At 41.6% G+C, this 13,513-nt stretch carries 19 protein-coding genes, 1 riboswitch and 1 other annotated feature; of the genes, 5 read left to right on the plus strand and 14 right to left on the minus strand.

What is annotated here, in order from left to right:
- Positions 1-120 precede the first annotated feature (120 nt).
- Positions 121-537, minus strand: a complete 417-nt coding sequence (locus V6Z54_RS01105; protein ID WP_034281509.1) for an organic hydroperoxide resistance protein — start codon at positions 535-537, stop codon at positions 121-123.
- A 161-nt stretch (positions 538-698) separates the two neighbouring features.
- Here V6Z54_RS01105 and V6Z54_RS01110 point away from each other — a divergent pair, with 161 nt between their 5' ends.
- Complete coding sequence (locus V6Z54_RS01110; RefSeq protein ID WP_041085053.1) at positions 699-1,145, plus strand: MarR family transcriptional regulator; 447 nt, start codon at positions 699-701, stop codon at positions 1,143-1,145.
- A gap of 33 nt (positions 1,146-1,178) precedes the next feature.
- Here V6Z54_RS01110 and V6Z54_RS01115 read toward each other — a convergent pair whose 3' ends face one another.
- The 6 genes from V6Z54_RS01115 to purU form a co-directional block, all read right to left on the minus strand.
- Entirely contained in the window at positions 1,179-1,607 is a 429-nt protein-coding gene (locus V6Z54_RS01115) for an organic hydroperoxide resistance protein (protein ID WP_024424643.1), read from the minus strand.
- Positions 1,608-1,777: 170 nt separating this feature from the next.
- A complete protein-coding gene (locus V6Z54_RS01120) occupies positions 1,778-1,912 on the minus strand; it encodes a hypothetical protein (RefSeq protein ID WP_041085055.1) in 135 nt (44 codons plus the stop codon).
- Entirely contained in the window at positions 1,902-3,038 is a 1,137-nt protein-coding gene (locus tag V6Z54_RS01125; protein ID WP_024426809.1) for a Rap family tetratricopeptide repeat protein, read from the minus strand. The genes V6Z54_RS01120 and V6Z54_RS01125 overlap by 11 nt, the downstream gene beginning before the upstream one ends.
- Before the next feature lie 124 nt (positions 3,039-3,162).
- Entirely contained in the window at positions 3,163-4,410 is a 1,248-nt protein-coding gene (locus V6Z54_RS01130) for a glutamate-5-semialdehyde dehydrogenase (protein ID WP_041085057.1), read from the minus strand.
- Between the two features lie 12 nt (positions 4,411-4,422).
- Positions 4,423-5,520: a glutamate 5-kinase gene (gene proB, locus V6Z54_RS01135; protein WP_041085058.1), complete on the minus strand. Its 1,098-nt coding sequence runs from the start codon at positions 5,518-5,520 to the stop codon at positions 4,423-4,425.
- 55 nt (positions 5,521-5,575) lie between these two features.
- Positions 5,576-5,794 (minus strand) — a binding site (T-box leader).
- Positions 5,795-5,837: 43 nt separating this feature from the next.
- The gene (purU, locus tag V6Z54_RS01140; RefSeq protein WP_075611304.1) at positions 5,838-6,740 is read right to left on the minus strand and encodes a formyltetrahydrofolate deformylase; all 903 of its coding nucleotides are present in this window, start codon (positions 6,738-6,740) and stop codon (positions 5,838-5,840) included.
- A gap of 161 nt (positions 6,741-6,901) precedes the next feature.
- On the opposite strand from purU, the gene V6Z54_RS01145 reads away from it, so the two are divergent.
- Complete coding sequence (locus V6Z54_RS01145; protein ID WP_024424637.1) at positions 6,902-7,087, plus strand: hypothetical protein; 186 nt, start codon at positions 6,902-6,904, stop codon at positions 7,085-7,087.
- Positions 7,088-7,119: 32 nt separating this feature from the next.
- On the opposite strand, the gene V6Z54_RS01150 is transcribed toward V6Z54_RS01145, so the two are convergent.
- Together V6Z54_RS01150 and V6Z54_RS01155 are read right to left on the minus strand one after the other, a co-directional pair.
- Positions 7,120-7,434, minus strand: coding sequence for a multidrug efflux SMR transporter (locus tag V6Z54_RS01150; RefSeq protein ID WP_024424636.1), 315 nt, complete (start codon positions 7,432-7,434; stop codon positions 7,120-7,122).
- On the minus strand, positions 7,431-7,760 hold the full coding sequence (locus tag V6Z54_RS01155; protein WP_041085059.1) for a multidrug efflux SMR transporter: 330 nt from the start codon (positions 7,758-7,760) through the stop codon (positions 7,431-7,433). The genes V6Z54_RS01150 and V6Z54_RS01155 overlap by 4 nt, the downstream gene beginning before the upstream one ends.
- Before the next feature lie 67 nt (positions 7,761-7,827).
- Positions 7,828-7,936: riboswitch (guanidine-I (ykkC/yxkD leader) on the minus strand.
- Positions 7,937-8,158: 222 nt separating this feature from the next.
- Between V6Z54_RS01155 and V6Z54_RS01160 the strand changes: the two genes are divergently transcribed.
- Together V6Z54_RS01160 and V6Z54_RS01165 are read left to right on the plus strand one after the other, a co-directional pair.
- Positions 8,159-8,275 carry a YrzI family small protein gene (locus V6Z54_RS01160; protein WP_075611302.1) on the plus strand — a complete coding sequence of 39 codons (117 nt, stop codon included), beginning with the start codon at positions 8,159-8,161 and terminating at the stop codon, positions 8,273-8,275.
- 201 nt (positions 8,276-8,476) lie between these two features.
- A complete protein-coding gene (locus tag V6Z54_RS01165) occupies positions 8,477-9,520 on the plus strand; it encodes a trifunctional transcriptional activator/DNA repair protein Ada/methylated-DNA--[protein]-cysteine S-methyltransferase (protein WP_338527613.1) in 1,044 nt (347 codons plus the stop codon).
- Between the two features lie 19 nt (positions 9,521-9,539).
- Here the strand turns inward: V6Z54_RS01165 and V6Z54_RS01170 are convergent, their stop codons facing one another.
- From V6Z54_RS01170 to V6Z54_RS01190, 5 genes are all read right to left on the minus strand, one after another.
- Positions 9,540-10,085: a GNAT family N-acetyltransferase gene (locus tag V6Z54_RS01170; protein WP_041085061.1), complete on the minus strand. Its 546-nt coding sequence runs from the start codon at positions 10,083-10,085 to the stop codon at positions 9,540-9,542.
- Between the two features lie 18 nt (positions 10,086-10,103).
- Positions 10,104-10,592 (minus strand): small multi-drug export protein, encoded by a 489-nt coding sequence (locus V6Z54_RS01175; protein ID WP_041085062.1) that lies wholly within the window; start codon positions 10,590-10,592, stop codon positions 10,104-10,106.
- Positions 10,593-10,697: 105 nt separating this feature from the next.
- Positions 10,698-11,456: an NADH dehydrogenase gene (locus V6Z54_RS01180; protein ID WP_073979388.1), complete on the minus strand. Its 759-nt coding sequence runs from the start codon at positions 11,454-11,456 to the stop codon at positions 10,698-10,700.
- Between the two features lie 4 nt (positions 11,457-11,460).
- Entirely contained in the window at positions 11,461-11,787 is a 327-nt protein-coding gene (locus V6Z54_RS01185) for a PadR family transcriptional regulator (protein ID WP_073979387.1), read from the minus strand.
- A 114-nt stretch (positions 11,788-11,901) separates the two neighbouring features.
- Positions 11,902-12,423 (minus strand): acyl-CoA thioesterase, encoded by a 522-nt coding sequence (locus V6Z54_RS01190; RefSeq protein WP_008346212.1) that lies wholly within the window; start codon positions 12,421-12,423, stop codon positions 11,902-11,904.
- A gap of 179 nt (positions 12,424-12,602) precedes the next feature.
- Between V6Z54_RS01190 and V6Z54_RS01195 the strand changes: the two genes are divergently transcribed.
- A complete protein-coding gene (locus tag V6Z54_RS01195) occupies positions 12,603-13,484 on the plus strand; it encodes a dimethylarginine dimethylaminohydrolase family protein (protein WP_073979386.1) in 882 nt (293 codons plus the stop codon).
- The last annotated feature ends 29 nt before the right edge of the window (positions 13,485-13,513 follow it).

The following is a 13,513-nucleotide window of genomic DNA, read 5'->3' on the forward strand; positions in this document are numbered from 1 at the left end:
AGTGTGATAGAAAACCTTTGAAGTCTAGAAAGGACGAGCACCGGAGCGCAGACCTGACAACGAATGCGAGGGTTTGTCTACACGCTGAGACACCTGCTAGTAAGCAGGTGTCTTCTACTATTACTCCGCCACTTCAAGCTCTACTTCAATGTTCCCTCTTGTTGCTTTTGAATATGGACAGAATTCATGTGCAGCATGGACAAGCTCTTTCACTTTGTCATGATCATGACCTTTCGCAGACACAATCAGCTTTACGCCAAGCTTAAAGCCGCCGTCGCTTTCATCTTTTAAAAGACTGACATGTCCTTCTACTTCCGATTCAATTTCTATCCCTTGCTTCTTGGCTACCTGTTCAAGTGCTCCTCCGAAACAAGCTGCATAGCCTGCTGCAAATAATTGCTCTGGGTTTGTACCAGTCTCTCCATCTTTCTTTGCGTTAGGCATGACAATGTTATGATCGAGCACACCATCTTCTGAACGAACATGTCCAGCTCTTCCATGCTGCGCCTTTACTTTTGCTGTGAATAATGGTTTCATCTTCATCTCCTCCTTTATCTATTGATCCTTTTCACGTTCTATTCATTTCTCAAACATTTATCGCACATTGAAGAATTTTTCATTTTTCGTCTGTATTTATTTTAAAAAGGAAGAAAATCTTATACAATGATAAGTATGACAAAAAATAGTTGGTGACTGACATGACAAATGAATTTGAGCATATGAAGCTGGAAAATCAGCTTTGTTTCTTGTTATATGCAAGTTCACGAGAGATGACGAAGCAGTATAAACCGTTATTAGAAGAATTAAACATTACGTATCCGCAATATTTGGCACTGCTTTTATTGTGGGAGCATGGATCATTAAATGTGAAAACGATGGGAGAGCTTCTCTATTTAGACTCCGGTACACTCACACCCATGCTGAAACGAATGGAGCAAAACGGACTCATTATCCGAGAACGCTCGAAAGAGGATGAGCGGTCTGTGCAAATTCGTTTAACGGAATATGGAGAACAGCTAAAAGAAAAGGCCACTGCGATTCCGTTTCACATGCTGACTGGGACAGGCAGATCAGAAGAAGAGCTAAAAATACTGCGCGCCTCTTTACATGAGCTTTTGCAAAATTTAACACAACCAAAAGGCTGAGGGAACATTCCCTCAGCCTTTTATTGATGTCTATTATTGTGCGACAGCTACTAGTTCTACTTCGATGTTTCCTTGAGTTGCTTTTGAATATGGACATACACCGTGTGCTTTATGAACAAGTTCTTCTAATGCTGACTGCTCAATGCCAGTTCCCTTTACTTCTAATTGAACGCCTAGTTTGAAGCCGCCATCTGAACTGTCTTTTAATAAGCTGACATGTGCTGTTACTTCGCTTTCAAAACGGATACGCTCTTGTCTTGCTACCATTTGAAGGGCTGAATCAAAACATGCAGAGTAGCCTGCTGCGAATAATTGCTCTGGATTTGTTGCTTTTTCAAGTTTTTTTGCTCTTGGTGTTCCAGGCATTGCTACATCATGCTCAAGTACACCATCTGTTGAAACAACCTTTCCTTCTCTTCCTCCGACAGCTGATACCGTTGCTGTAAATAAAACGTCTGACATGAATATAACCCTCTTTCTCTCCAATAATATTTTCTACAATTAAATTGTACACAATTTAAATTGTGGAGTCAATCAATAAATATTCTTTTTTAAGTTTTCCTCCCTGACCTCTTTTTATGAGCATGTCCGTAAATTGTTAGACAGTAAAAAAAGCCCTTTAACAAGGGCTTTTAGATCGTGTCATGCTGCGGATTCAGTTGTTCTAGCGTATGGTTTCTGTTATCTGGATCGGCATTTGCTGCTGCCAGCCACAATGCCATGATGGTGATGCTTGTACAGACGACTGCCCATTTTTTAAAATTCATATAAACAATCCCCTCTCTGAATATAGATTCGAGCATGTTCCGCTTCCCCATAGAACATGGAAGATTTTTCATAATCCCCCATTTCATTATAATACTTTGCGGTATCTAATGCCAGCTCCTCTATATCAGGATATGCATAGGCAGACTCTAAAAAATGGAAAATTCGTTTAATATGCTCAGCATCTTGTCTTAAATACAATGCTTCTAGAAATATGGTTTTCTGAATATGAATGTCATCCTGAAGAGCTTCTGCTCGCTTCATACATTCTTCTCTGTAGTGTAATGCTTCTTCGTGTTTTCCTTGTTTGTATAATATCTGAGCGGCTGTATAAAGAGGGTCTATAGATCGACGAAGATGATCGGATTGATTTTGATCAAATAACGAGATGGATTCTTTCATTAATTCGAGTGCGCGGCCTAAGTCTCCCATTCGGTAATAACTGTTGCCCATATTAAATAAAGAGGAGGCTATAAAACGCACATTCTGAAACTCTCTTGACCTCGCAAGTGCTCTTTCGAGATGTGGTAATGCTTTTTCATGCCTTCTCATATCATCGTAGTTACCGGCCACAATAAATTCACACTGAATCGTGCGAAGCGCATACAGTTCATGCTGAACATAAACATCCAGCGCTAGTTTAGCATGGTGCATCGAGATATGTGTTTGTTTCATGTGATAATATATTTCTGACATTTTAAAATGAAATTCAGCACGTTCAATATCATCTGATACAAAAGAAAGTTTATGCTCTGCCTTTTGATAAGACGATATGGCAGCAATATACTCCCTACGTCCGAATTCATACATGCCTCTGAAAAAATGATAGTAGTATTCAAGCATGCCTGTGACATGCGTTTGATGCTCATCTATTTCTTTCGAAAGCTCGGAAAAGTTGGCGCGAAGCTTTCCTTCCTTTAATGGCTTTAAATAATCGAGCATGACCTCATGCCGAAATTCCATTAAAGAAAAATAGAGAAGCAAATTCTGATCTTCTTCCATTGAATCAAGAGAGGTGCGAATTTCCTGTTTTAACTGTTCTGCTTGTTCTGAATCAAATCTGCGGATTAATTCATACCACTTGTTGATTTTCACTCCAATATCCGAAGAGGGAATGATTTTCGCCATACGTTGCCTTCTCCAATCTTCTCAAAATATAAAACATTACCATATTTTATCATACTTGACCGGAGAAATACAAAAATGAAAGGAAAAAGAGAGCCTGTTGTCACAAGACTCTCTTTTGAATTCGTTATTCTCTTATTTGTCCTTGTCCACGAATGACAAATTTTTCAGACGTTAAGGCTGGCAGACCCATTGGCCCTCTTGCATGAAGTTTTTGTGTACTAATACCTATTTCCGCTCCATAACCAAATTCAAAGCCATCTGTGAAACGAGTAGAAGCATTATGATAAACAGCGGCTGCATCGACAGCTGTTAAGAAAAGGGCTGCATGTTCATCATTTTCTGTAATGATCGCTTCAGAGTGCTTAGAGCTATATGTTTGAATATGCTGAATCGCTTCTTCTATGTTTTTTACTATTTTAATGCTGACAATCGGTGCTAAAAACTCCGTTGCATAGTCCTCAGTTGTCGCTAATGCAGCACTAGGAGCAAGCGCGCAAACAGCTTCATCACCGCGTATTTCTACCCCATTTGATTGAAGGGCTTCAAATAACGAAGCGCCGTATGTTTTTGCCCATGTTTCATGAATGACAATGCTCTCAATCGCATTACAAACAGATGGTCTTTGGGTTTTGGCATTCAGCACAATCCGCTCAGCCATTTCGTTTTTCGCTGTTTCATCAATGTAGATATGACAATTTCCTGCACCTGTCTCAAGCACCGGCACAGTTGACTCTCTCACTACAAGATCAATTAAATTCTTCCCGCCGCGCGGAATGAGGACATCGAGGTATTCATTTAAGGTGAACAGCGTTTTCGCCGTTTCACGGCCAGTATCTTCAATCAATTGCACACTGTCTACTGGAATATCCGTTGTATAAAGCGCTTCATGAATCACCTTTACAATCGCTTTATTACTATGAATAGCAGATGAGCTTCCGCGCAGAATCACAGCATTCCCAGTTTTCAAGCAAAGGGTCGCAGCATCGACTGTCACATTTGGTCTTGCTTCATAAATCATGCCAACCGTTCCAAGCGGTACACGGACCTTTTCGATGAATAGACCGTTTTCTTTTTGAATGGTTTCTAACGTTTCACCAATTGGGTCTTTTAGCTGAATGAGTTGAAGAGTCGCGTCTGCAATGGCTTCAATTCTCTCTTCCGTGAGTGTGATCCGGTCAATGACAGATGGCGTGAACTGCTTTTCCTCAGCCGCTTGAACATCCTTTTGGTTCTCCTCTATTAAATAAGCTGAAGATGCTTTTAGTGCACTCGCAATGGCGTGCAGGGCAGCATTTTTTTGTTCCGTCGTTTTTAGAAGCAACTGATCTTTAGCTACACTTGCTTTTTTTGCTTTTTCAAGAACTTCATTCATCGTATTCCCTCCTCAGTTTTGTACATGCTGTACCCAGTGATCTCGGTGTATGACCTCAGGCTTCTCTTTTGAAAGCTCGTCACTTCGCATTCCTTTAATGCCGAGAAGCTCATCGGATGCGTACAAGGTTTGTCCCTTACCAACTAATCCATTTGGCCCGACGACTTCTACAACCTCTCCTTTAGAAAAGTCACCAGCGACATCAATGACTCCTGCCGGAAGAAGGCTTCTGCCATTATGCAAAATCGCCGCTTCCGCTCCTGCATCAATCATGATCTTTCCAGAGACCGGTGAGTGGAATTGAATCCATTGACGGCGGTTGTTCACGGCTGATAAATCCTGTTCACCGATATACGTTCCGTCACCTTGACCCGCAAGAATGCGAAGCAGCTTGTCTTCCCCAGTGCCTGTGCCAATGAATACTTTCACACCAAGTGAAAGTGCCGTTTGTGCAGCAGACAGCTTCGATTTCATTCCGCCTGTGCCAACCTTTGAACCAGTGCTCTTTGCATATGAAAACAATTCTTCTGAAATGTGAGTCAGGACATCAAACCGCTTCGCCTCAGGATGCTCATTTGGATTTGCATCATAAATGCCATTGATGTCTGTTAATATGATCAATTGGTCTGCATGGATTAATCCACTGACAAGAGCTGACAGCATGTCATTATCCCCAAAGGTAAGCTCCTCGATGGAGACTGAATCATTTTCGTTTATGATCGGCAAAATCTTTCTTTCCAGCAGCTCCATCATCGTTGCGTAAGCATTTCGATATCTTGTTCGATCTGAAAAGTCATTACGTGTTAAAAGCATTTGAGCAGGTGTCATGTGAAACTGTGAAAAAAGCTCTGTATATTTTTGCATTAACAAGCCCTGACCAACGGCAGCGGCTGCCTGTTTCCCCTTTAAGGTCACAGGTCTTGATGGATAGCCTAGGCTTCCAAATCCTGCCGCAACGGCTCCTGATGAAATTAAAATGATTTCATGCCCTGCTTCTTTGAGCTTTGCTATGGCTCTTACATGATCCTGCATCTTTTGTTCATCAATGGCTCCTTTTTGCTCTGTTAATGAACTGCTGCCAATTTTTATGACGATCCTTTGCTTTTTCATTCTTGATTCCCTCCGCTATACCTTTAGGCACAAAAAAATCCCTTTTTCTCCTTATGTAAAGGACGAAAAGGGATTTTCCGTGGTACCACCTTCATTGAATAAGCATACGAAATGCTTATTCCACTCAACTCCTGTAACGCCAGGCACGCGCTTAGATTTTTCCTCTAAGGCTCAAAGGGCAGGTTCAGCAGCTGTCTGCGGCAAATGTTTCAGCATATCATTTGCTCTCTTTACGCACCAGTTCCTGCTTACTATTCCTTTTCAACGCTCGTTAATTTTTTTATATTATCACCAATTGCTAAAGAAAAGTCAAGCGGTCAATTAAAGACAATCGTTTTATTCTCATGAACAATAATTCGATCTTCCAAGTGCCATTTGACAGCACGCGCAAGCACACTGCGCTCAATTGTCCGGCCAATATTTTTTAGGGCTTCCGCATCATCACGGTGATCTACACGCTCAATATCTTGTTCAATGATCGGTCCTTCGTCTAAATCATTTGTAACATAATGAGAAGTCGCACCAATTAGTTTGACGCCCCGTTCATATGCCCGCTTGTATGGGTTGGCACCAATAAACGCCGGCAGGAAGGAATGATGAATATTAATGATTTTGTTCGGATGCTCTTCAATAAATCCAGGCGTTAAAATTTGCATGTATCTAGCAAGTACAACCGCATCAATATCGTACTCTTCTAATAAGGCGAGCTGCTCTTTTTCAGCTTCTTTGCGAATGTCTTTGTTCGCCTTTACATAATGGAATGGGATCCCAAGCGCTTCTACTGTATCTTTTGCCGTTTCATGATTGCTGATCACAACTGCGATTTCAGCCATTAAATTTCCGCTTTGCCATTCCCATAGAAGTTCATGCAGACAATGAAGCTCTTTTGAGACAAAGATTGCCAGCTTTTTAAGCTCACTTGCACGCGACATGCTCCACGTCATTTGAAATGATGCTGCGATTGGCTCAAAACTATTTTTCAATTGATCCATATTCGCCGAAATGTCTTTCCAATCAAATTCAATTCTTAAAAAGAACCGGCCGCTTTCATGATCGGTTGTGTATTGGCTGGATTCAATGATGTTCGCTCCGTGCTCAAATAAAAAGGAAGAAACAGCTGATACAATACCAGGCTGATCCGGACAGCTGACAAGCAGTCTGCCTTTTTGCTCGTGCTTTTGTCTGTGTAATTCAAGTTTCTCTGTAATCAATGTTCTCATGTATCATGACCTCATTTACGTTTTCATTCTAATGAAATATTATACTGGACTGGAAAGAGAAAAAGCAATGAAGAGTCCATTTTTTATTGAATATTCATTCAATTCTGCACCTAGCGTGATATAATGTGAGTAGACCTTTTATCACAAAAGGAGTGATGGAGATGAAAAGCATGACTTTGTTTGGTAAAGTGAGCTTTTGGCTCGGCATCGTATGTCTGATCACAGGTATTTATCTATTTATGGCCGGTGAAAGACTCATTCCTTTGCTCACATTTGGTGTCTGTTTTCTGCTAGTGAGTCAGCTTTACCGCAAAAATGAAAACGATTCCAATCATCATTCGATGTAAAAAAGGCTGGCAGACAGATGCCAGCCCTTTTCTTATTCAATAATCTTTAACCCGACCGCCGCAGATAAAATCAATGCGATAAAGAAAATACGTTTTGCGTCTTTCGACTCACCATAAAACAGCATGCCGACAATGGCTCCTCCAGCAGCTCCAATGCCAGTCCAAATGGCGTACGCCGTTCCCATCGGAATTGTATTCATTGCAAGAGAGAGCATGAGAAAGGACAGAGAAAATCCAGCTGCAATGAATAAAATCCATTTGACATGCCGATCTTTCTGGAATTGATTCATCATGGTGACACAAAGCATTTCTAAAATGCCTGCCCCAATGAGTAAAAGCCAGCTCATGATTCAGTCTCTCCTTTCTTTTCTCCTGTGGTCAGTTTGAGCCCTAATACACCGCTTAAAAGCACCATGATTAAAAGTAATTTCACTAGCTGTACCGGCTCCCCCATGACCATACCTACTATGACAGTACCTGCTGTCCCAAGTCCGGTAAAAACGGCATAAAGTGTGCCAACTGGTAGTACAGTCGTGGCTTTCAGGAGTAAATAAAAGCTGACGACAATACAAACGATGGTTGCGGCCCATTCGAATAAAGAGTCAGCATATTTCAATCCCATCACCCAGCCGACTTCAAAAACCGCCGCAATCAAAACATTTCCCCATTTCATTAGATCCCTTCCTTTCTGAACGATTCCAACCAACAAAAAAAAGCCCGGAAATCGATCGTTTGATCAAATCTCCCGGGCTTTTATCCCTCCGTGTCATACGGTCTTTTGTCTAGACCCTATGTGTTTTCTCTCGGTCCAGACTGCGCCACCCGCACGGAACCCTAGAAAACCAATTCATGATAAGCAGATCTGACTTAGAGCAGATTCTGTGTGCCAAAATTGTATCACACCCCTAAATACCGGTCTATCACTTTGCTTTCCTCTTGCAAATATACTTGTTCATTTTTCGAAAGAATTTTTATGGGACCGCCGTATACTAAGTGTTAGAAACAGGTCAACTGATCAAGAAGATTTGTGGGCTGTTTCGCTTGCTGCGGATTGAAGGGAAATGAGCGTATATGACAATCCATTTATTTTTTATGACATTGACGATCAAGCGTAAATACAAGGACATGGAGGCCGTACTTTACGAACAAAAAGTTGAAGCATTTTATGAAGAAATGAAACAGAAGTAACTAAAGTATATGAACTAAAACAGGAGGAGATCGACATATTTATCATACTTGCATACGAGAAAGAAGGATCATTCCGCCTTCGTTAAAGCGCGGGTATGGCAACGATCATATCGCTGATATAATGAATTAAGATTGATGTGATGAACGCTCAACTTTAGAATGCTGAAAAACATTTTATAGAAAATCAAGAGGTGGATTCATATGATGATGACCGATGAACAAAAACATGAATTTTATCAAGCACTTGTTGACAAGAATCCGCAATATGACGGCACATTCTTTGCCTGTATTAAGACAACCGGCATCTTCTGTCATGCCACATGTACGGCAAGAAAGCCCAAATATGAAAACTGTGAGTTTTTCTTTACAGCGGAGGAGGCACTGCTGGCAGGGTATCGCCCATGCAAGCGCTGCACACCGTTAACATACCCTAACAGCATCCCTGAAGAAGTCAAAACACTCGTTTCAGCAGTAGAAAAAAATCCTGAGAAACGCTGGAAGGAAGAGGACTTCCGTCAATTAGGGATTCACTCTGCCACAGCTCGAAGAAAATTTAAAGACATTTACGGCATGACCTTTGTTCAATATGCAAGATCACGTAGAATGGGACTTGCCTTTAAAGAAATTTTGAACGGAAAAAAAGTAATCGATCAGCAGGTCACCTTTGGCTATGAATCTTCAAGCGCCTTCAATGATGCATTTACGAAAATCATGGGAAATCCCCCTAAAAAAGCGCAGATTCACATTCTCTATGCTAATTTTATTTCCACACCGATCGGGCGGATGATCAGCGTGACAGATGCCACACATGTGTATTTACTGGAGTTTATGGACAGGCGGGGACTCGAAAAAGAAATCGAAACATTAAGAAAGAAGCATCATGCCCGTATTTTAGTTGGAGAAACAAACGTCCATCAGCAATTAGCAAAGGAATTGGCCTTATATTTTGAGAAAAAGCTGGCAAAGTTTACTGTACCCCTTTCCTTACATGGCACCCCTTTTCAAATGAAGGTGTGGGAGCAGCTCTCACTCATTCCATCAGGCGAAACGAGATCCTATCGTGATCTAGCCACAATACTGGGCGATCCGCATTTGGTTCGTGCCGTTGGTAATGCAAATGGTGCGAATCAATTGGCGATTATCATTCCTTGCCACCGCGTGATTCAAACAAGTGGTGAACTTGGAGGCTACGGCGGGGGGATTGAACGAAAGAAATATTTGCTTCAGTTAGAACAACGTGCATAAAAGAAAAAAACGGCTCTGCTTATTCAGTAAGCGAGCCATTTTCTCCGTCACGGGTGATGCTGTATACATCAATGATTTGGTCCCATTTTGAAATGGTTTTTTCTTTTTTCATGCCCATTTTTAAAGCGACCTTCACCGACGCTTCATTCTCAGGACGAATTAGGCTGACCATCCGTCTGACCTTCATTTCTTCAAATCCATAGGTTAGACAGCCTTTTGCAGCCTCAGCAGCATAGCCATTCCCCCACGCCGCTTTCTTAAGCATATAGCCAATCTCAAGCTCCGTTTGTCCTTCGATATTTTGCAGAACAATTCCGCTTTGTCCAAGTCTCTCATTTGTTTCTTTATCTTCAATGATCCATAGCGAGGTGTGGTACGTGCGGTCATTTTTTTGATTCCATGCAATCCACTCTTTTGTCTGCTGTTCATCCTTCAAAGAAGGATAATACTTCATCACTTCTTCATCCTGGAACAGCTTGGTATATAAAAATGACGCATCATGTTCATTCATCGTTCTCAGTTTCAGGCGCTCTGTTTCAAATACTGTCCTTGTTTGAACTGTCATTGATGACCCTCCCTTTTTTTACTTGCTAAAAATATCTCCGAACAAACCATTTGAATCTGGGGCAAAGTAATGGAAGCCGGCACCGGTTAAACTAGCAGCCAGCGCTGTCCACATCATTAAACTGACGGTCATCCACACCGCGACTTGCTTTCTTTTCGTTCCAAAGCTCATACACATCAAGGCCGCTAAATGACTGCCGATGATAAAAGGACCAATGAGCGCTAATCCAGGCAGACCGTATCGTTCCCAAATTTTTCTCGCCCGCAGCTGCTTTTTCTCTCCTTTTTCATCACCTCTCTCTTCTTTTCTCTTTAACCACCATGCTTTAAACCGGTCCACAAACACAATGAGAAACAAGACTGTGAGAAAGTTGCCGATGAATCCAATCACAGCTGTTGTCACAGGATGCAGTCCACTTAAGATTGCGAATGGAACGACACCAATCACTTCAAAAAAAGGCAAAGCAGCCAATACAAAAACGAGTACATATCCCCATACGATATCCAAAAACAGAACCCCTTTTCATTTTTGTCCTCTCCCCATTGTAATGAAAAACACAATTCCATTTCTACATTTTTTTAGAAAAAGAAAAGCACATCGGATCGGATGTGCTCAGTTTACATTCGTATTTTCATTTTTCTTATTTGCCCGGCGCAGGACAATGAGCATAAGCCCTATTAAAATCACAATAGACAGCAGGCTTTGCAGTAAAATCACACTTGGTGACGTCCAGCCAATCCATTCGAATATGAGCTGCGGTCCGAAAAAGATGAGCGGAATCAATGAAACGACATTCGCCTTTAAGATTGCATTGAATACAACGATACATAGCAGCATAAGCAAAATGACGCCCCATCTTTGTCCTGAAGTAAGTACAAGTAATGGCGTGCCAAGTTTTTGATCCAATAGTTTGATTGTGACCATCGCTGTCAGCTGAAAGATTCCTAACATCCAAAAGTAGAGAAATACCCGGCCGCTTGTTTGAAAGGCGGACGCTCTAAACATCAAAATGATCATGATGACATTGGCCACTAAAACGAGCGGATATCCAATCAAAGCAAAAAAAGAATAGGATAAGTTTTGGCTGATTGCATCTGCTAAAATCATGTAAAAAAGTGATCCAATTAAGAAAGCACTGACAAATGGCACCCAGTCTTTATGGTTTCCTGACAGCTCTTTTGCCAGTTCATCAGCATAGCTCCGTGGATCTCCGCCGAACACATCCTCACCTGTTTTGCCGTCTTTTTCAGCCTCAACCGCATGTGCTGTCAGTTCGTCCATCAGCTCATCGATTTCATCCTGATTTTTTCCCTTTGATATGAGATAAAGTTGCAGCTCTAGTAGAATGTGTCTTGTTTCTTTTGATACCATAATCTCACTTCCCTTTTTGTAATAAGCGATTTACATTTTTCGAGAGCTCATTCCAGCGGGCAATAAACTCTTTGAGCGCTTGTTCTCCCCCTTGTGTGAGCGTATAGTATTTCCTTTTCGGACCGCTCGCTGACGCTTTTGTGACGGTGGTCACCAGCTGCTCCTTTTGCATACGCAGCAAAATCGGATAGATACTGCCTTCACTTATTTGATCAAACCCATAATGCGCGAGCTTCTTCGTCATTTCATACCCATAAATTTCGCCCTCAGAAATAATCGACAGCAGACAGCCTTCTAAAATTCCTTTTAGCATTTGTGTGGATGTTGTCATGATTCTTCCTCCGATTTCAGTATCTTGCATCACAAGATAGTTTCATCTTACCATACACTATCTTGCCATGCAAGATACTGACATAGAAAAAAATCACCGCTTAAAGGGTGATTTTTACGCCCAAGGTTTATCTGTCCCAAGTGCGTCAGCAAGCGCCTTACTATGTTTTCGACGGCTTTTTCTTTCCTCTGCCCGCTGCTTCGCTGTTTGATGAAGCATGATCTCTTCTTCTGTTTCCGGCATCACCTGCGGGACTCGTTTAGGCTTTCCGTTTTCATCTAATGAGACAAATGTCAGAAATGAAGTCGCTGCGAGCCTGCGTTCTCCAGACATCAAGTTTTCTTTAATGACCTTGACGAACACTTCCATAGAAGACGTGCCGACCCATGTGACATAGGATTCCAAGCATACTGACTCCTTTTGTCCAATCGGCTCTAAAAAGTCAACAGAATCCATTGAAGCTGTGACCGTTTCACTGCGGCTGTGTCTTGCTGCCGATATGGAGGCAATGTCATCTATATAGCTCATTAATTTCCCGCCAAATAACGTTTGGTGGTTATTCGTATCGAGAGGGAATACCCTGCTGGTTTTAACAACTTTCGATTCCTTGCAGTATTTGAAATTTTCTTCACTCATCATCATAGCTCCTTCTTGCTGTTTTCGTAGATGCGGAACGACTTTTATTAAACACTATTCTTTTAGGTTTGTCTAAACTTTTTGCTTTAGTCTTATGTGAGAGATTTTCTTTCGGAAATGTTTCAACCATGACAAGAAGAAGGAATAATAGAACTATGAACGAACAAGGAGGCCATTTGATGGATTCGATGAGAGCAGACCAATTATACAAAATGCCGCAATGCATGAGTGAATACGACGATTTAGAAGAAGTTCTTTTATGCAGTCCTATTTATATGGAAATCAAACAAATTATCAACGAAACCCAGAAACATTTTGCGAAAGAAAATATTTCTCAAATGAGAGCAGTCGCTCAGCATAAGCAATTGATCCAAACCCTTAAAGATCATCAAGTACGGCCCATCCTGCTCCCAGCGAATGACCGCTTCCCTGAGCAAGTCTTCACTCGGGATATTGGGTTTACGATTGGACATACACTGTTTGTTTCAAAGATGGCCGCTCCGGTTCGGCAAGGGGAAGAACAGTGTCTAAAAGATTGGGCACAGGCAAAAGGGTGGTCAGCTGTCACTTTGACAGACGGAACAATTGAAGGCGGCGATGTGCTTGTGGATCAGAAGCGTGTGTTTGTTGGCACGAGCAAAAGAACTAGTCCAGCCGCTATCTACCAGCTAAAAAAGGAACTGCCGGATCATGACATCATTCCTATTCACCTTCCTCCTCACATTTTGCATCTTGATTGTGTGATGAATATTCTGTCTCATGACGAAATAATCATTTATCCTGAAGCGTTCAAGCAAAAGGATCTCCAGCTGCTCAAAACGTATTATGATTTGATTGAAATCAGCGAACAAGAGCAATTCACACTTGGACCAAATGTTTTATCCATTGGGCAGAAAAAAGTGATCAGCTTGCCCAGCAACCAAGAAACAAATGCTGCGTTAACCGCTCACGGATACACCGTTATTGAAGTGGACTTTTCTGAAATTATTAAATCTGGTGGCTCGTTCAGATGCTGCACATTGCCTATTCGGCGTTCATCTATTAAAAAAGCCAGCGTGTAGAACAGCTTGTCTACTTGCTGGCTTTTTGT

Origin of the sequence: Bacillus sp. MAG717A (genome assembly GCF_036884855.1) — a bacterium.
Lineage (GTDB): Bacteria > Bacillota > Bacilli > Bacillales > Bacillaceae > Bacillus > Bacillus safensis.